This window comes from Virgibacillus halodenitrificans JCM 12304, from assembly GCF_001310895.1.
Taxonomy (GTDB): domain Bacteria; phylum Bacillota; class Bacilli; order Bacillales; family Amphibacillaceae; genus Virgibacillus_Q; species Virgibacillus_Q halodenitrificans.
On sequence record NZ_BAZS01000009.1, the window covers coordinates 22,879 to 42,069 of the forward strand.

Genomic DNA, 19,191 nt, shown 5'->3' on the forward strand with positions numbered 1-19,191 from the left:
CCTCTGGAAATGAAGAGATATAATTAACAAGCTTTTCTAGATAATCTATTCTATGTGCTCTACCAATTAATTGTGGATGAAATGTTAGAACAATAGATTTCTCTTCCTTATAAAGTGCTGTAAATTCTTCCTTCCAAGTTTTAAAAACAGACTCAGTTGGTTGGATTAATCGGCCGTTTAATCTGGATGGAACATAAAAAAGGGAGCATCATCCATAAGCCATTGAACTGGTATTTCTACCACACCATTTAAATGAATATAGGGGTCATCTGCGTCCATCATATTGGAGGAATAAAGGAAATTATATTCAGCTAGAAGATTTAGCGTATTTGAACTGAATTCCCAGGCAGGTGAGCGATAACCCTTTGGTTTTTTTCCTGTTAAACCTTCTATTATATGAATTCCTTTTTCTATTATTTGCTTTTCTTCTTTTACATCCAGGGTGTGTGGATATTCATGCAAATATCCATGATGTCCAACTTCATGACCGTGTTTTACAATTTGTTTCATTTCATCAGTATATGTTTCAATAATCCAGCCAGGTATGAAAAAAGTGCTTTTAATAGAGTGTTTATGAAGGAGGTTTAATATTCTTTTTACACCTGTTTTTGGCCCGTAAGCTCCATGTGATAATGCGACAGGTCTCTTCCAATTACCTTCATCTCTAGATGTCCATAAGGTTTCTCCGTCTACATCAAAAGATAAAGCTACGTATCTTTTTTGCATTTTTTTTCACCTCAATAAATTCCTATCTAATGTTTAAAATGGTGCTATTATCTTTATCAATATTCTCTTGATTTTCTCCAAATAATTTAAAGGTTTTTGGATTCCATAGTTTAAATACCCGGAACAAAATAAGATAAAGTAATGATGAACCTGCGAAGAATAGCATGGATGTTCCAACATTCCATCCCCATAAAATAGGGGCTATACCTAAAAAGATTTGCGTCATGGTTAATGGTAATAATGAATTGTAGAGAGCTATTTCAAGAATTGGTGGGGTTTTAAATCTAGGATCACAATTCTTAGTAATAGAAGAGAATTGGGAACTTGACCTGTCACCATTCCATAAAATGATATACTCCTTTCAAAATCGTAATTGCTTCCCATTCGTTGTCCAATATAAAAGCAGATGACGGTAGTTAGTATGCCGCCAATAACCGTGACAAAAATAATCGGAAGTAGAAATTGTTGTATAGATGCAAGAGAAATAGACATAAAAGATGCCACAATCATAAAATCAACCATCCAACCTGTTAACGACTTCTGCAGATCATCAGAAAACAAGTGGCTAATTTTTAATTTTTTCGCAGCGGTGGAGAAGATCATTCCCCAGAGTACGCCGAAGATAAAAAGGGAACCCATTATAAATGATGCTAGATTAGCAGGGAGTATTTCGCTTAACCATGTCATTGAATAGTAAGCAATAAGGTATACCGCACCAATAATAGCGATATGGAATGCAAGCGTTTCCAAATTAGAAGAATGAAAGGTTAAATTTCCCATTTTCTCAGGCTTATCTTTTTCCATTACACCCTTTAATAAATTCTTAGAAAGCTTTTCGGAATTTTTTGCCAGCCCTTTTCTGATTCCGTATCGTGCAAGTGGGATTCCTACAAATGTAGCAAATATATAACCAACTACCGCAAAGGTAATAGCTACGGACGCAGCGTTTTGGAAACCAATTTCTTCAGCAACCCCACCGTAAGAGATAGCTTGTCCTGTACCCATTGAGAATCCAAATGGCAGTAGAATTCCATACATAGGATCCATAGATTCTCCAAAAATATTTAAACCTTTAATTGTTAACATACCCATAAGAGCTTGTAAATTTACGAGTAAGCCCCAAGCAACTGCAAACCAGATAACTCCTTTGGTTAATGTACTGCCATTTTTCTGTTTAGTGAGGCCATTGTTATTATGACTTCCTGTGCCGGTTAATCCGATAGATATAAAAGATATAATAAAAAACTGTGCAACAAACGTTTGTAATAACCCCTGTGGGATTTGAATTAACCCAAAGTTAATAAGAATGAATCCTACAATTCCTCCAATAGCTGAGCTAGGAATTAGCATTTTTTGCAGGAAATTTATTTTATATCTCAAAAAACTACCTACTACAATCATTAGTGAAAGCCATCCAAAGCCAATCAATACTTCATTTCCCATGTAAATTCCTCCTAAAATTAATATGTTTTGCTAGAGGAGACAGATATCTGTTGTAACCACCCCATTTTTCATTTATTTAAAAAATATATTATTTTCTGTTATTATATAGTAAAAGTATATAAATTAAAAATATATATTTGATATCCTTTATATTAAATAATATATATGAGATTTCTCATTGGAGGAGATTTTATGAATTTACATAAACTTTATTGTTTTACCAAGGTAGTAGAAGAAGGAAGTATTTCAAAAGCAGCAAAAGTCCTTAATATGACACAACCCCCTTTAAGTATTGCTATCCAATCTTTTGAAGAAGAACTTAACGCGAAGTTATTTGAACGTAAAGGAAGAAGACTTATATTAACGGATATTGGTGAGTTATTATATGAAAGAGCGAAAGAAGTATTTGCATTAACAAATCAAATTAGCAACGAGGTTAAAGATCAAAAAAGCGGTCAAATTGGAACAGTCAATGTAGGGTGCTCAACAGTTGCTAATTTAACTGTATTACCTGAGGTAATAAAAAATATTCGTGAAGAAACGGCTGACATTGTTGTTAAAGTTAAGGAAGGAAATTCACATTACGTTATAAGTGAGTTAAGAAATAATAATATTGATGTAGGAATTGTAAGAAATGTTTTTCAGGCTGAGGATTTGGATTTTAATACGATAATCACGGAACCGTTAATGCTAGCACTTCCACCTGAGCATCACTTGTTAGGAAAAACGAACATAACATTAGAAGATTTAAAGCATGAAAACTTTTTACTACAGTCTACGACACTAGGAAGAAATATCTCTGATATTATTATTGAATCCTGTTATAAGAATGGATATACACCTAAAGTTATCTATTGGGGAACTAGTACTTTACCGATGCTTTCTATGGTTAGAAAAGGATTGGGAATAGCATTTGTACCTAAAATATTTGAAAAGTTGGATGAAGTCGCTCTACCTCCAATGGTTGAGTTTATTCATCCAGACTTTACGACTAATTTAACCATTGTAACGCCCAAAGACAGATACATTTCTTCAGCAGCCAAAAAATTTCTTCTTACTACTAAAAAGGTTATAGAAACACTGTATGAGCATTAAAATTTATTAGAAATGGGAGAATTGAAAATAACTAGGCTACCTCCAGGTCAATTTTAGGGTGCTTAGGGCCGTGGTAATTTTGCAATTATGGATATGGAAGACTATGAAAAAAGTCAAGCTACGCTCAGATTGCTTTCTAAACTTATGGAAGCTGAGAAGGTCATCAAAACGGGGGATGAATGGCTGACTGAAGAACAAGTAAGGAGAAAGCTCTGTAATTAAAAAAGGATGTCACCGAATTTTGGTAACATCCTTTTTCTATTATTCTTCTACTGCAGCTTCAAATGCTTTTTTTCCGCCAACAATAGGAAGAAGTGCCTTGCTCTGTCCTAAAGAGACGTCAATGGTTGCTTTGTTTTGCATAGGGAGTAAGCGTTGGTAATTACTACCTGCAATAACAATACCAATCCGATGACCTTCCTTAAAGACATAGTCCTCTGGTAGTGTATCCCATTGGAAACGGTAGCTTTTCTCAGGTTTTAGCAAGTCTGTATAATCAAGAGTTTTCCAGTTTGTTGCATCCATCCAACCATGTGTGACAATTTCATATGGTGCCTCATGAGTTGTCTTTTCTGTTTCTTTATAACAAGCATCATCGGCTGCTGTGCTTTGTCCCCAACAGCTTTCCTCTTCAAGGGTACGAACACCTTCACCACGGTCACGATGATTGACTCTCTCATCTGTTCCGTAATCGACGATAAGTGCTGTTAAATTAGTATTTTCTTTATTGACACTGGCTCGGATATCAATTTCCGGAATTCCACTTAGTCGAAGGTCATCTTCCAACTCAGGGGTCATGAACATTAACCTGTTTTCCTTTGTTGAAAATTCATTTTCTACCATTGCGCTCTCACGCTGGTACGGTTCATCAACGAACGTTTGGTTGAAGTTGCCTTTAACCGGTCCTGTTGTTAATACACCTGGTAGATTTCCATCGGCAGGTGCAAGTCTTACTTTCACCGCTTTTGAATTTTGATCCGGCCAAGCGGAATAGGTCTCCCATTCATCTGCTTCCCGTTCAATATCTACAGCCGGTTCGTCCATAATTCCGTTATCAATATCTAGTAACCAATGATCAAACCAGCGGTGGAGGGTATTAACCCATTCTTCTCTACGGAAATCAAATGGATCCACATGTCCTGTTTGGGTAAGCCAGAGTTTTCTTGGCACATCATTTTCTTTTAAAACTTCCCACCAGTTTGAAAAGTGATTTGCCTTCACATTATAATCATTAATACCATGTACAACGAATACACTTGCTTCTATGTTATGTGCATCTTTTATATAATTGCGTTCATCCCAAAAGGAGTTATAGTCACCAGTTTCGTCGTCAGCTTTTTCCTTGATATTCTCACGAACTGGGGCACAGGCAGGGACTCTTTCGCTGCTTGTGACCAACTTGGATAAACCGTTGGGACCATTATTGCGAAACGTAATACCTTCATAGCGATAATAATCATACCAACTACTGATTGCTCCGATTGGGACAATTGTTTCGAGGCCCTCCACACCAGTAGCGGCTACACCGTTAGCCAATGTACCATCATAGGATTTTCCGATCATACCAACCTTTCCTGTTGACCAGTCTGCGACAATTTTCTCTCCGTTTTCGTTCCATGCTTTTCCTTTTCCGTTTAACCATTCTATTACGACTTTAATACTTTCTATTTCTTCAACGCCACCTGTTGTCGGGCAACCATCCGAGTTGTTACTCCCTACCATATCTACTTGCACCACAGCATATCCTCTCGGAACAAAGTAGTTGTCATAAAATAATGGAAACATATCATTGACACCATCACCGTCAGTATCCTTTATTTCAGATTCGTTTCCACGCCCGAGACTCTCGTAATATGGACTTGCATCCATAATTACAGGAACCTTCATGTCGCCGTTTGATTCCTTTGGCCGGATGATGTCTGCTGCAATTCGATCGGGGGTTCCATCTTCATCACTGTCCAATGTAGATTCCACATAGATGCTCTCTTTAATAGCATCTGCATAATCATACTTTTCTGCAGTAACCCCATCATCGAGCTCATACGCTTGTTGAATGCTATTGCTTTCAGCCTCGTCAGCATAGCTTAATGATGGCATAGCAAGACTCACTGCCATCACTAGTGTTAGCATCCATGAAAAAGATTTAGTGCCTTTTCTCCTTAACAAATAAATCACTCCAATTCTAGTATACTATTTATATAATATTCTAAATAGTTTAGAATGAAAGAGTTAATAGCACTAAATTTGGTAGAAAAAGGAGATTGATGTCATACTTTGGGCCCGTGGTGTAGAAATAGATACAAGCGTAAAAAGGAGCTTAAACTTTCTCTTTTTCTACTATTTCTATAAGCTCTGCTAGTTTACAGATCTCATATGTTGGCTTGATTTCCGTGTTGTTATCTTTTTTATGTGGATTGAACCAGCAAGTATCTACTCCGTAATTGATTCCACCTTGGATGTCGGAAGTCAATGAGTCACCAACGATCAAAACATCCTCCTTCTCCTTAATACCTAGTTTAGAAAAGGTATAATCAAAGAAACCCACGTGAGGCTTCTGGTAACCGGCATCCTCAGAAGTAATGATATGGTCGAAGCTATTATATAGCGGAGAACGACTCAATCTAGAATTTTGCACTGTAGTGAATCCGTTTGTTACCACACCTAGCTTATAGTCGTTAAGCTGATCAAATAATTCTAAGACCCCATCCATGAGATGTACTTCTTTACCGAGATAGTTAAGATATACTTCATTGAATGTTTTCGGATTAATATCAAGGTCATGCTGAAGAAAGAGCCTTCTAAACCTCTCTACTCCTAGTTCGGTTACAGATAAAAGCCCCTGCTCCAGATCCCTCCATAGCCCTTTGCTGATTTTTCTGTAATCAGGTTGGTAATCCACTAATCCCGTTGGTAATTTGTAAGCAAGAAAAGTATGGTGAAGAGCACTTTTTTCTGAGGCACCAAAGTCCATTAATGTATCATCCACATCGAATAAAATAGTTTTATAGTTCATAGTTTCCTCCATTTTGTTTCTGCTAAATTTGAGCTTATCATTCTGTTCTTTATGAATTAACTTTCCTTACTTTATCATCTTTATAAGCTGTCTGTCACTGGGGTTAGGAGGGATGGTATTTGCTGAAGTATATTTCTTAGGGAAGGTTTAGGAGAGACTGAGAGTTTATATTAATGTTATCAAGAAATCCACGAAACGACGGATGCCGCTTCGCGGATTTACTTATTGTTTTAGTGAGCCGTTTTCTGATGGGCATAACAAAAGACTTTTCCATTGAACTTTTTATTTGATAAACAGAATGCCTCTACTTTTTGTGAGACAGGTTTATTACAAATGACACAAGTAGAACTTGAACTGGAATCTTCTACTAATGTATTTGTTTTTAATGCATGTTTATGTTTTTCTATCATTTCGGGGTCAGTAATATTGGCATTTAAAAAAGCATGATAGATTGTGTCAATGTCATTTTCAGATAGGAGAGGCTCTTTGTGATGAATTTTTAATACGGAAACCTTTCTATGGAGAAACTCTGATAACTCCACATCATATACAATGAGCTCATTGGATGCTATTTTACGATAATCATCGCCTACTTTAAATGTGGAACGTTTTGTAAAAGATACCATAGAGATAAATAGATCGCGGTACTTTTTATCTATTAAGGATGTTAATGCCTTTATATGTCCATAGTTTTGCACGAAAGGGTTCATCATTTTAAACTTGCCATTAACTAACCAGGTTTTGCGGTCTTTTCCGCCATAGATGGTCCCTTGGTAGTTTTTTGTTTCGATGACAAATATACCATGAGAAGTTAAAACAACATGGTCAATTTGTGAATATCCTGACTTCGCTTTTGGGTTACTAACAAGAAGGTCACTAAGATAGCGACATCCCTTTGGTAGCTGATCCAATTGAATATCAATCTTGTATTCTCCTATTTCACCTTTCCTCGTAGCGATATGCTCATTTGTTTGTTTGGGTTTCTGGGATTTAGTATGCATTTGTTTAGGTGGGACGACTTTCTTTTTCTTTTTAAAAAAGTTTAGGAATAATAGCATAATCTTCTCCTTATTAAATTGGTTTACTATTTTTCTATTGTACCTTTTTGTGGGGAATTTAACTATAGTAAATGAGGACAGTGCTCTGAAATGCTCTGAAATATTTTCTAATGGAAGAGATAGACCGAGGCATTGATAGACTCCCAACGTACAATACATAATCCACCCCAAACAAAACAAATGTTCCCCGAAAAGATGACACCTTCCTCCCCGCATGCTACACTAAAAGCAACGTTAAATTTTTCGGGTGATAATATGAAGCAGAGCATAAAAATAGCTGCGAGGACGCTAGTGGAGTATGTTTTTCGCAGTGGCAGTATAGAAACTGGTTTCCGCAGTTCGCAACCTTTGGTGGACGGCACTAAGGCACACCAGAAAGTTCAAAAGACGTACGGTAAAAACGATAAAAAGGAAGTTTATCTAAAAACAGAAATTCCTTTTGAGGAGATGACCTTTCAAATAGATGGCCGCTGTGACGGTCTTCTTATAAGTGAGGATGGATCGCTGACCATTGATGAAATTAAATCAACCTCCGGGTCACTTGATGCTATTACGGAGGACAGCTATCCGGTTCACTGGGCACAGGCGACAGTCTATGGTTATATTTATGCCACAGACAATGACCTGGACAAGATAACTATCCAGCTTACGTACATACAAGTTCGTACAGAAGAAAAGAAATACTTTCAGCGAAGCTTAACCCGTGAGGAATTGGCCGATTTTGTCATGGATGTAGTAGCACAATATGCTCCGTATGCCAGGCTGCGATTAGAATTGAAGCGTACACGGGATGAGAGTACCAAGATGCTGGCATTTCCGTTTGAAAGCTATAGGGACGGACAACGCAAGCTTGCAGGAGCTGTGTATAAAACAATTCACGAACAAAAGACGTTGTTTGCCAAAGCATCAACGGGAATCGGGAAGACAATCTCAACCATTTTCCCATCCGCAAAGGCAATTGGCGAGGGCCATTTGGAAAAAATATTTTATCTGACAGCAAAGACAATTACCCGCACTGCCGCAGAAGAAGCATTCCGACTCTTACAGGAAAAGGGGCTGGCAATTACAGTCGTTACAATTACTGCTAAGGATAAGATCTGTTTTCAAGAACAGGTGAACTGTGACAAAACGGAATGTCCTTTTGCGAACGGGTATTATGACCGGATTAACGGGGCGATATTAGATATTTTGCAGAACGAAACATTAATGACAAGACCAGTGATTGAAAAATATGCGCGCAAGCATACCGTCTGTCCGTTTGAGTTTTCATTAGATTTGGCATATGCAGCAGATGCAGTGATTTGCGATTATAATTATATTTTTGATCCAAAGGTGTCCTTGCAGCGACTGTTGGATGAACAGAGGAAAAAGTCGGCGTTGCTCGTTGATGAGGCACATAATCTTGTCGATCGTGCGCGAGAGATGTATTCGGCAACCGTGGAGAAGGAAACCTTTCTTGCGCTATACCGGATGTATAAAGATGAAAATGAAGTTATAGCCAAATCGGCAAATGCCGTAAATGAGTATCTTATGGAAAAGAAGAAGCAAAATCAACAGCTGGAAAAAGAATTGGATGAAAAGCTTGTACATGTCGTGGATGCATTCGCGTATGCGGCAGAAGAAGAGCTAATGCGTGGTGGGGAAGCGGAGGAATTATTGCTAAATGGCTACTTTAGTGCCCAGCGTTTGTGAAAATTGCCAGATTGTATGATAAGCGTTTTACCAGTTATATGACGCTTGAGGGTAGTGATGTACAGTTGAAGTTGTTTTGCCTGGATCCTTCCCATCAGCTAAAGCAAATGGGTAAAGGATTTCGTTCCAAGATCTTCTTCTCTGCCACGCTAACCCCTGCAGGCTACTATATGGACTTGCTTGGTGGAAAGGCGGAAGATTATGTTGTATCCATCCCGTCCCCGTTTCAGCGTGAAAATGCGGAAGTGATTATCCAGCCTTTATCAACTAGGTATCGTGACAGGGAGCATACGATAGAGCCGATGGTCCAATTTATCGTTGATTTATTACAGCAGAGGGAAGGGAATTTTCTCGTATTTTTCCCATCCTATAAATATATGCTGCAGGTATATGAGCAGTTTACCGCAACAGCACCTGGAGAAAAAGTGATCTTACAGGAAACAAGCATGACGGAAGAACGTCGGGAGGATTTCCTGAATTCCTTCCAGGAGAACGAGGACCGGCTTGTTGGCTTTGCTGTACTTGGCGGGATTTTTTCTGAGGGTGTGGATCTAAAAGGAGATCGATTGTCTGGAGTAATTATTGTCGGAGTCGGGCTGCCGCAAATTGGCTTTGAACGGGATATTATTAAGGATCACTTCCAGGCAAATGGACATAACGGCTATAATTATGCGTATGTTTATCCTGGGATGAATAAAGTACTGCAAGCAGGCGGGCGGCTAATTCGTACAGACACAGACCACGGCACCATCGCTTTGATCGATGATCGTTTTCTTCAGCCGATGTACCAGGAGCTGCTTCCATATGAATGGCAGCATTATTCTGTTGGAGGAGCGGCGTCGGGTTCTTTTCGGGGGTAGTAGAGAGGACAGCTTTGGTAGAGTTAAAGAGAATCCTATTATTCTAATAATGTAGGTAATTGCAGCTCGCTATGACTTTTTAGCGGGCTGTTAAATGAAAAAGACCGTTTGGTGTATTCACATCATTCGGTCTTTTATTGGGTTGTGAGTTTCTATAATAAATAATTTTTATGTCACAAAGAACATGAATAAATTCTAATTGATCTTTAAGTGATACCCACTCGAATTATACTACTTAATTCAAACCTAAAGGTGCTTATTTAGACTTTTTAGTTCTTTTATATAAGTTTATTGAGCTTACGTCTACAAGTTTTCAGGATAGAATTTTCACCTCTCATTTTTTTGATAATTTCCACTTGTAATTTATTTAGTAGAATGCTATTATTTAACTAGCAATTAATGCAAACGGTTGCGCAATAAATGCACATAAATGTATAAGAGTGACTCACTAGTGCCATCCTTGTTTTAATTGCTATACTTTTAACTTGTTTATAATATGTGTGCATAATTTTATTAAAGAATGCAAACGTATTCATGAATGAGCTAACACCAAAAAGGGGAGTTGAGTGAAATGAGAGCAAAGCATTTGTTTTCAAAGGTAGCAGTTGTTGCAATGATAATTGGTTTGTTTTTAGCAGGTTGTTCATCAGATGATAGCAATAAATCGAACAACAGTGAAGCGAGTTCCGGAGATAAAGTTACTATTGATATTTTCCAAGGGAAGGTAGAGTTTAAGGACCAATTTGAAGCACTGGCCAAGCAATATGAAGAAAAAAATCCAGATGTTAAAATTAACGTTAAAACAGTGGGCGGCGGAACGGAATATGCTCCTGTCTTAAAGTCTCAATTCTCCTCTGGTGATGAACCGGATATCTTTAATGTGACTGGCCCGCAAGATGTAATTGACTATAAAAAATACTTAGCAGATATGTCAGATACAGAAGCTGCAAAGGCAGCTATTGATGGTACCTTAGCAACAGTTCAGGATGGTGATAAAATACTGGGTTTGCCATTTAACCAAGAAGGATATGGACTAATTTATAATAAGCGTCTATTTGAAGAGGCTGGCATAAAACCAGAAGAGATACTTACGTTCGAAGATTTAGAGCAAGCTGTTGAAAAGTTAGACAGTAAAAAAGATGAGCTGGAGATAGAAGCGGTTTTTGCCTTACCTGGTAAGGAAGCATGGGTAATGGGTGATCATTTGGCAAATGCTTTCTTGGCTCCTGAATTTGACCACGATGTAATGAAAGCGTTTGAATCTGATACGGTAAAATTTGAAAGAGGCAAAGAAATGAAGCGTTTTCTGGATTTGCAAAATAAATATTCTGTGCAGCCGGTGTTAAGTCTGGATTATTCTCAACAAGTGGAAGAGTATTTTTCGCTTGAACGTGTAGCGATGATTCAACAAGGAAACTGGGTTTATCCATCGGTTGAACAAATGGATCCTGAAGTTGCTGAGAATATTGGCGTACTGCCAATTCCGGTAGAAGGTTTTGAAGGTAGTATTCCGGTGGGAGTTCCAAACTACTGGGCAGTTAATAATAATTCTGATAAAGAGGTTGTTGAAGCCTCCAAAAAATTTCTGGATTGGATGTATACTTCTGATGAAGGAAAAGAAGCCGTTTTGAATGAGCTTAAATTCATACCTGCTTATGAAGGCTATGATACAGAGAAAATTTCCGATCCGTTGTCACAAGATATTTATGAGTATGCCTCTGAAGGAAAAACAATTGGTTGGATATTTGCAGGTTATCCGAGCAATCCGTGGGGAACGGCAGTGATGGGAGCGAATGCTCAGCAATATTTAGCTGGCGATATGACATGGGAAGAACTTGAGAAAGATGCTATTTCGAAATGGGAGGAAAAAAGGAAGTAACGGGACAAACAAGCTAACAAATAGTGCCATGTTTGTTAGCTTGTCTTTTTTAATGTTTTTTATTGGGAGGGATTTACCTTGAAAAATAGAGATGTGTCGTTTTGGTTATTTTTGACGCCTGTTTTAGTAGCACTTGGTCTTGTAGTTGTCGTCCCATTGATTTACGGAACGATTTACTCTTTTACTGATTGGAATGGTTTAGTTGCCACAAAGTTTATTGGCCTGGAAAATTATACGCGATTATTTAGCGACGAGCTTTTTCTTAATTCTATTTGGTTTACAATAAAATTTTCTGTTGTTACTGTAATTATTTTAAATGTGTTGGGGTTAGGGTTAGCGATTCTTGTTACGCGTCACATTAAAACAAATAACTTTCTGCGAACTATTTTCTTTATGCCAAATTTAATTGGAGGACTTATTCTTGGTTTCATATGGCAGTTTATTTTTATTAACGTATTTGGAGATATTGGAAAAGCACTTGGTATTGAAGCTTTAACTGGCTGGCTCTCTACAACTGCCACAGGTTTTTGGGGATTAGTTATTCTAACCTGCTGGCAAATGGCTGGTTATATTATGATTATCTATATAGCATATTTGCAGAACATCCCTAAGGAATTAGAAGAATCTGCTGAAATAGATGGGGCTAACAGTTGGCAACGATTTAAAAGTATTACATTTCCTTTAGTAGCTCCAGCTTTTACAATTAGTATGTTTCTAACTTTATCCAATTCTTTTAAAATATATGACCAAAATTTATCGCTGACTAATGGAGGACCCTTTCAGTCTACCCAAATGGTAGCGATGGAAATTGTGAATACCGCCTTCAGTGCAAATGAAATGGCCTATGGACAGGCGAAAGCTGTAGTCTTTTTCGTAATGGTTGCTGCAATTGCACTTACACAAGTGTATTATAATAAAAAACGGGAGGTTGACCTGTAATGTATAAAAAACGGAAACTCTTTCTTGTTGAAATAATTGGCATCCTCCTAGGCTTATTGTGGTTATCACCATTTTACTTAATGCTTGTTAACGCATTTAAATCTAAAAGAGAAATATTTACTGATGTATTAAATTTGCCTGGCACATTATCAATAGAAAACTTTAAAGAGGCTTTTGTTGACTTGAATTTTATTCAATCTTTGTTTAATTCAATATTTATAACTGGCTTAAGTGTTATTATCATATTGTTTTTTACTTCTATGGCTGGTTATGCACTGGCAAGAAATAGAAGCAGATTAAGTGGTGCTTTATTATTAATATTTGTATCAGCAATGCTAATTCCCTTTCAGTCTGTGATGATTCCGCTTGTAGCGTTGTTTGGTAAAGTAGAAATGTTAAATCGTTTTGGACTAATATTTATGTATTTAGGTTTCGGTTCAAGCTTGTCCATTTTCCTATACCACGGAGCTATGACAGGTATTTCCAAGTCATTGGATGAAGCAGCAATTATCGATGGTGCTAATAAATTTCAGACCTTCATTCATATTATTTTTCCTCTTTTAAAACCAATTACCGTTACAGTAGCTATTCTAAATGTAATTTGGATTTGGAACGATTATCTGCTCCCATCTCTTGTTTTATCAGAAAACCAGGCAACGATACCTTTAAAAATGTTTTATTTCTTTGGGCAATATACAAAGCAATGGCATCTCGCATTAGCTGGCTTAACAATTGCTATATTGCCAGTGATTATCGGTTACTTCTTTGCTCAAAAGCAAATTATTAATGGTGTTGCTGAAGGGGCTGTTAAGTAATATTCGCCTAATAAACGAGAAAATAGTCTTTATTGCAGATAGGAGATATCAATAATGGCAGTTACGATAAAAGATGTTGCTAAAAAAGCAAATGTTTCACCTTCAACCGTATCAAGGGTAATTTCCAATAGCCCACGCATTAGTGAAAACACAAAGCGCAAAGTACATCAGGTAATGAAGGAGCTAGGCTATCATCTGAATTATAATGCACATGTACTTGCACAGCAAAAAACTCGAACCATAGGGATAGTAATGAAAAAGTCTGCAAGTGACTCGTTGCATGACCCATTCTTTCCAGAAGTTTTACGGGGAATTAGCGCATATTGTAATAAAGAAGATTATAATATAACACTGACAACCGGGGAGTCTGAAGAAGAAATTTATGAAAATGTTGTTAAGATGGTTCGAGGCAAAAGGGTTGATGGAATGATTGTTACCTATTCAAAACGCGGGGATAAAGTGATTCCATATTTAATTGAAAGTAAGGTTCCTTTTGTGCTTGTAGGTAGACCTAATGATTATGCTGATAAAATTATGTTTGTTGATAATGACAATGTTAAGTCAGCTGAAGAAGCAACAGATTACTTAATTGGTCTGGGACATCAAACGGTTGGTTATATTGGGGGAGATTTAGAATATGAAGTGTCTAACGACAGACTAAAAGGATACCAGCATGCCCTAACAAAAAATAAATTGCCTCTAAAGGAAGAATACGTTGCAAACTCAGACATTAACAGTGAATTGGATGACATTTTATCTCGTTTTATGAATCTAAATCGGCCACCAACTGCGCTTGTAGTAACGGATGACTTAGTTGCGATGAAAGTATTACAAATATGTCGTAAGGAAGGTATCGATGTTCCTGAAGAATTAAGTATTATAAGTTTTAATAATGCATTAATTGCTCAATTATCGAGTCCTGCACTTACATCTGTAGATACACAAGTTTTTTTACTAGGACATGAAGCAGCAAAATGTGTCGTACAAGAAATTAAGGAAACTTCCGCCTATAAGAAGAGTATCATCATTCCAACTGTTATTAAAAGAAGAGAATCATGTCAGCCATTACAAGAACCTCCGAAAAATTAATAATCATTTGAGGAGGATTTTGCATTATTAAATGGAGGGATTTAAATGGGTAATGAAAAGCCAATTATATATCAATTAAGTGAATGGTTTATGCGTCTATCCATCACTAATATCGCTTGGTTTATATCAAACCTGCCTATTGCTTACCTCTTATTAAATTTTGTATACGCAGAGACTAAAGAGAGTAGATATATTTTAGCGATTGGAATACTGCTGTTGGCACCTTTTCTGTTTTTTCCTGCAACTTCGGCTTTATTCGCTATGGTAAGAGATTGGATTTTAAAAAAGGAACAATGTTCATTAATCAAAACTTACTTCACATATTTCAGAAAAAATTATTGCTTCAGTTTGTTAGGTGGACTCTTACTGACTGGTATATGGGCAATCTTAGTTATTGACTTTATATATGTTAGACAAATAAACGTTCTGTTGCTGTTCTGCATATTAGGACTGGGTGTTGTAATTTATATTTTTACTATTAACTTTTTTATTGTACTTGCTCATTATGATGAAAAGTTGACAGTTTTAATGAAAAAAGCTTTTGTTCTTACGCTGGTAAGTCCTAAGTTATTTTTTATTCATTTATTTGCAAGTAGCGGTATTTTATATATTAGTATAGGTGGCTGGCTTGTTTTACTGCCTTTCTTTACTGGCGCGCTTATAGCATTTATCTCCTATGCAGCATTTTACCGCATGTACTTAAATGTTTTAGACTTAAAAAATAATCCAATTTAATGAATTATAGGAGGCAGCATGATGAGAAAAACATGGTGGAAAGAGGTAGTTGCTTATCAAATCTATCCTCGAAGCTTTATGGACTCGGATGGTGATGGAATTGGAGATATTCAAGGAATTATTTCCAAGCTTGATTACATCAAGAATTTGGGAATAGATGTAATATGGATTTCACCGATTTACCAATCTCCTAATGATGACAATGGCTATGATATCAGTGATTATCAAGCGATTTCCACGGAATTCGGCTCTATGGAGGATTTTGATATATTTTTAAAAGAAGTACATGACCGTGATATGAAATTAATTATGGATTTGGTTATCAATCATACCTCAGACGAGCATCCTTGGTTTATAGAATCGCGTTCTAGTAAAGACAATGCCTATCGTGATTATTATATTTGGCATGAAGGTAAAGATGGAGCAGTTCCAAATAACTGGGAATCTATCTTTGGTGGATCAGTATGGGAATATGATGAAGAAACAAACGAGTATTACATGCATGTATTTTCAAAAAAACAACCTGATTTGAATTGGGAAAATCCAGAGGTTCGTTCCGATTTATATGACATGGTGAATTGGTGGTTGGATAAGGGGATAGACGGTTTTAGGATTGATGCGATTTCTCACATAAAGAAAAAGGCTGGATTTCCTGATTTACCAAATCCAGAAAATAAAACCTATGTACCTTCCTATGAAGGACACATGAACCGACCAGGCATTCAAACTTATTTAGAAGAGTTAAAAGAGAAAACCTTTGCTAACTATAATATTATGACAGTTGGTGAAGCAAATGGTGTGAGTATTGAACAGGCTAACGAATGGGTTGGTGAAAAAGAAGGCAAGTTTAACATGATTTTTCAATTTGAGCATTTGGATTTATGGGGGACAAGTAGTACCGGAGGACTTGATATCGAAGCACTAAAACATACATTAAGCAAATGGCAAACAGGCTTGGATGGTATTGGCTGGAATGCATTATTTTTAGAGAATCATGATCAACCACGCTCTGTTTCTACATGGGCTCAAGATACCAAAAAACGTAAGGAAGCTGCAAAAAGCTTTGCAACAATGTATTTCCTCATGCAAGGTACCCCTTTTATATATCAAGGGCAAGAAATCGGTATGACAAATGTTAAATTTGATTCCATTGAAGATTACCGTGATGTTGCGATCAAAAACTTATATAAAAATGAGCGTGAAGCAGGAAAGAGCCATGAGGAAGTCATGAAAATTATATGGAGAAATGGCCGTGATAATTCACGCACTCCGATGCAGTGGGATACAACAAAAAATGCAGGATTTACCACTGGAAACCCATGGATAAAGGTGAATGAAAATTATAAAGAAATAAATGTAGAAGCAGAACTTCAAGATTACTCATCTATACTTAACTACTACAAGTCATTAATACAGTTACGTAAGAAAAACAAGGCTTTAGTATATGGAAGTTATCAGATAATGAATCCAAATCATAAAGAAATATTTGCTTATAAACGATGGTTGAAAGAAGATACATTTATAATTATGGCAAATTTATTTGAAAAAGAAACTGAAATCGATTTACCGTGCGAATTGGCTGGGAAACAAGCGATACTTAAACTGAGTAATTATACAGATGGAAAGTTATGTGAAGAGAAGTGTGAATTAAGTAATAAGATGACATTTAACCCCTATGAAGCAAGAGTTTATAAACTGAGATAATATTAAAAAAAGACGGAGCATACTAACATGTTCCGTCTTTTTTAGTTACTAGATATAGTTACATGGTGAAAAAGCAATTGCAAAAGTTCAGGGAATTTTCTTCGTCAATTTTGCTTTACAATATATAAGAACTACCCACATAATTCACTATCCAAATTTCTAGCAATATAGTAAAATTATACCAGATAATGATATGGAGAGAGGAAACATAATATGAGGATCCGTTATATACTATATTTGCTATTATCTCTAATAGGTTTTACCTTTGTACAACCTAGTGAGGGTTCTGCAGAAACGAATCAAAAAGTAATTGTTATTTATAGTATGAATGAAGAAGAACAGCTTAAGCAAGTTCGTATTTTGGATACACTAATCGGTCAGTTTACCAATGACTACACGTTTGTTCAAGATGATATGCTTCATGAGGAAGATGTAGCCGACTATTCACGCCTTATATATTTGGGCGCAGGAAAAATGAATCTGTCCGAACACGTGACAAATGCAATAAATGAATATGTCGGGCCAGTTTTTATGATTGGACATAATGCAGAGCAATTTAAGCGCAATCACACATGGTTACATATTCAAGGAGAAGTGATAATTAATCAGATAACGCTGCTTAACAGTCAAGCCAATCAACTGCTTCCAGAGGATCGTATTATGTACCAGGTTAATAATGAGATTGGCAATGTTCTTATGACAGGATTTGGTAAGCAAAGTGGCCAGTTTCCATTATTATTAGACAATGAAGGAGATTTTTATTTTGCTGCTCAAAGTTTGTTTTCTCCTGTCGGGGAAGCGCTAACTGAAGCTTTGGGAGTATTTCTGGGTCACGAGGAAACTAAGCATATTCGTTATCTTAGATTAGAGGATATACACCCAAAAGTGGATGCAGCGAAATTGAAGAAACAAGCTACATATTTAAAACAAAAAAACATTCCTTATATGGTGGCGGTTATTCCTGTCTACATGATGAATGGTAAAACTGTACACTTATCTGATTCACCTGAACTTGTAAAAACATTAAAATACATGCAAAACAATGGAGCTAGTATTGTTTTGCATGGCTATAAACACCAGTATCGGGATTCGGAAACTGGCGAGGGGTTTGAATTTTGGGATGTAGAATATGATCGGCCGATTTATCAGCCTGCAACTGAGAAAGCTTTTCTCCGTAAAGATTATCCCTCTGAAAAAAAATACGAGAGTTTTATTGAGGAGGGTAAGGAATTTGAAAAAACTTACATAAAAAATGCGCTTCGAAATGGTGTGGCAGAGCTTGTTGCACATGGTCTGTATCCTCTTGCATTTGAGGCGCCTCACTATGCGATGTCTCAACAAGGTTATAACGTGATATCAGAGTATTTTTCCTCCTATATTGGTCGATTGCAGTTAACAGACCAGACATGGCAAAGCGAATATGTTCCGATGTATGAAACCCAACCGAAATTCATGAATGGGTTGACCTTATATCCGGAAACGGTTGGTTTTATTGAACAAGGAAATGACAAGGCATTTGCCCAATTACAACAATCAATAAAAACTATGAAAGAATATAACAAATCCTATATTTCTGCATTTTATCATCCGTACTTAGGGAAGGAAGGTTTGAAGAAAGTTGTGGAAGAATTAGAGAGAGTTGAAAATGCAACGTGGTTAGACTTAAAGAAAAGAGAAAACTCCGTTGAAATTGATGAAATAAATATAACTTCAAAAGATGGGAAAGTTGAGATATCAAAACCCTTTATCTCCAGTGAGTATGAAAGAAATGTAAAAATTAAGCAGAGTTTGAAGTATATATTACCTAGCTTGTTGGTGGTGGCTGTGTTGATTGTGTTGATAAGAAAACGAAAAAGACGAGAATAAATATATTTTAAATCATTGATAAGGTATTATCAGTGATTTTTTTGTGGTTTTGAGAGGTAAATAAAGCTATAGATGATATTTTTTTAGGTTAGAGATTTCATTGTTAAAGCTTAGTCACAACGTAATAGGCTAGATTCCCCTTAAAGTATACCAATCACTTAAACTCTAGTACGTATCTCCTAAATATAAACTGAATAATCCCAAAATTAAAATAAAAAAGCAATATTTCTAAAAGAAAAGACAAGATCTGCATTGTGTAAGCGCTTAAAAATATGTA

At 36.5% G+C, this 19,191-nt stretch carries 14 protein-coding genes and 1 pseudogene; 9 read left to right on the forward strand and 6 right to left on the reverse strand.

Features of this window, described 5'->3' with window-relative positions; all coding sequences use genetic code 11:
- Positions 1 to 177: 177 nt before the first annotated feature.
- The 3 genes from JCM12304_RS06895 to JCM12304_RS06900 are packed head-to-tail and all read right to left on the reverse strand — an operon-like array spanning position 178 to position 2,169.
- Entirely contained in the window at positions 178 to 726 is a 549-nt protein-coding gene (locus JCM12304_RS06895; RefSeq protein ID WP_060679295.1) for a polysaccharide deacetylase family protein, read from the reverse strand.
- 22 nt (positions 727 to 748) lie between these two features.
- On the reverse strand, positions 749 to 952 hold the full coding sequence (locus tag JCM12304_RS19720) for a hypothetical protein (protein WP_218185774.1): 204 nt from the start codon (positions 950 to 952) through the stop codon (positions 749 to 751).
- Positions 953 to 981: 29 nt separating this feature from the next.
- The gene (locus JCM12304_RS06900; RefSeq protein WP_060679297.1) at positions 982 to 2,169 is read right to left on the reverse strand and encodes a sodium/glutamate symporter; all 1,188 of its coding nucleotides are present in this window, start codon (positions 2,167 to 2,169) and stop codon (positions 982 to 984) included.
- A 192-nt stretch (positions 2,170 to 2,361) separates the two neighbouring features.
- Between JCM12304_RS06900 and JCM12304_RS06905 the strand changes: the two genes are divergently transcribed.
- A complete protein-coding gene (locus JCM12304_RS06905; protein ID WP_060679299.1) occupies positions 2,362 to 3,264 on the forward strand; it encodes a LysR family transcriptional regulator in 903 nt (300 codons plus the stop codon).
- Positions 3,265 to 3,525: 261 nt separating this feature from the next.
- On the opposite strand, the gene JCM12304_RS06910 is transcribed toward JCM12304_RS06905, so the two are convergent.
- The 3 genes from JCM12304_RS06910 to JCM12304_RS06920 all read right to left on the reverse strand — a co-directional run bounded on the left by JCM12304_RS06910 (position 3,526) and on the right by JCM12304_RS06920 (position 7,335).
- The gene (locus tag JCM12304_RS06910; RefSeq protein ID WP_157360438.1) at positions 3,526 to 5,430 is read right to left on the reverse strand and encodes a Xaa-Pro dipeptidyl-peptidase; all 1,905 of its coding nucleotides are present in this window, start codon (positions 5,428 to 5,430) and stop codon (positions 3,526 to 3,528) included.
- Positions 5,431 to 5,581: 151 nt separating this feature from the next.
- Positions 5,582 to 6,277, reverse strand: coding sequence for a YjjG family noncanonical pyrimidine nucleotidase (locus tag JCM12304_RS06915; RefSeq protein ID WP_060679301.1), 696 nt, complete (start codon positions 6,275 to 6,277; stop codon positions 5,582 to 5,584).
- Between the two features lie 230 nt (positions 6,278 to 6,507).
- On the reverse strand, positions 6,508 to 7,335 hold the full coding sequence (locus JCM12304_RS06920; protein WP_060679303.1) for a nuclease-related domain-containing protein: 828 nt from the start codon (positions 7,333 to 7,335) through the stop codon (positions 6,508 to 6,510).
- A gap of 255 nt (positions 7,336 to 7,590) precedes the next feature.
- Between JCM12304_RS06920 and JCM12304_RS06925 the strand changes: the two are divergent.
- The 8 genes and pseudogenes from JCM12304_RS06925 (at position 7,591) to JCM12304_RS06960 (ending at position 18,914) form a co-directional block, all read left to right on the forward strand.
- Positions 7,591 to 9,887 (forward strand): annotated as a pseudogene (locus JCM12304_RS06925) (ATP-dependent DNA helicase).
- Positions 9,888 to 10,458: 571 nt separating this feature from the next.
- Positions 10,459 to 11,766 (forward strand): ABC transporter substrate-binding protein, encoded by a 1,308-nt coding sequence (locus JCM12304_RS06930; RefSeq protein ID WP_040956356.1) that lies wholly within the window; start codon positions 10,459 to 10,461, stop codon positions 11,764 to 11,766.
- A 78-nt stretch (positions 11,767 to 11,844) separates the two neighbouring features.
- Positions 11,845 to 12,705: a carbohydrate ABC transporter permease gene (locus JCM12304_RS06935; RefSeq protein WP_019377482.1), complete on the forward strand. Its 861-nt coding sequence runs from the start codon at positions 11,845 to 11,847 to the stop codon at positions 12,703 to 12,705.
- Positions 12,705 to 13,520, forward strand: coding sequence for a carbohydrate ABC transporter permease (locus JCM12304_RS06940; RefSeq protein WP_019377481.1), 816 nt, complete (start codon positions 12,705 to 12,707; stop codon positions 13,518 to 13,520). Before JCM12304_RS06935 ends, JCM12304_RS06940 begins: the two co-directional genes overlap by 1 nt.
- A gap of 54 nt (positions 13,521 to 13,574) precedes the next feature.
- Positions 13,575 to 14,609 carry a LacI family DNA-binding transcriptional regulator gene (locus JCM12304_RS06945; protein WP_060679305.1) on the forward strand — a complete coding sequence of 345 codons (1,035 nt, stop codon included), beginning with the start codon at positions 13,575 to 13,577 and terminating at the stop codon, positions 14,607 to 14,609.
- A 45-nt stretch (positions 14,610 to 14,654) separates the two neighbouring features.
- Positions 14,655 to 15,344, forward strand: a complete 690-nt coding sequence (locus tag JCM12304_RS06950; protein WP_060679307.1) for a YesL family protein — start codon at positions 14,655 to 14,657, stop codon at positions 15,342 to 15,344.
- Positions 15,345 to 15,365: 21 nt separating this feature from the next.
- Entirely contained in the window at positions 15,366 to 17,048 is a 1,683-nt protein-coding gene (locus JCM12304_RS06955; RefSeq protein WP_060679310.1) for a glycoside hydrolase family 13 protein, read from the forward strand.
- Between the two features lie 213 nt (positions 17,049 to 17,261).
- Positions 17,262 to 18,914 carry a DUF2334 domain-containing protein gene (locus tag JCM12304_RS06960; protein ID WP_060679311.1) on the forward strand — a complete coding sequence of 551 codons (1,653 nt, stop codon included), beginning with the start codon at positions 17,262 to 17,264 and terminating at the stop codon, positions 18,912 to 18,914.
- Positions 18,915 to 19,191: the final 277 nt, after the last annotated feature.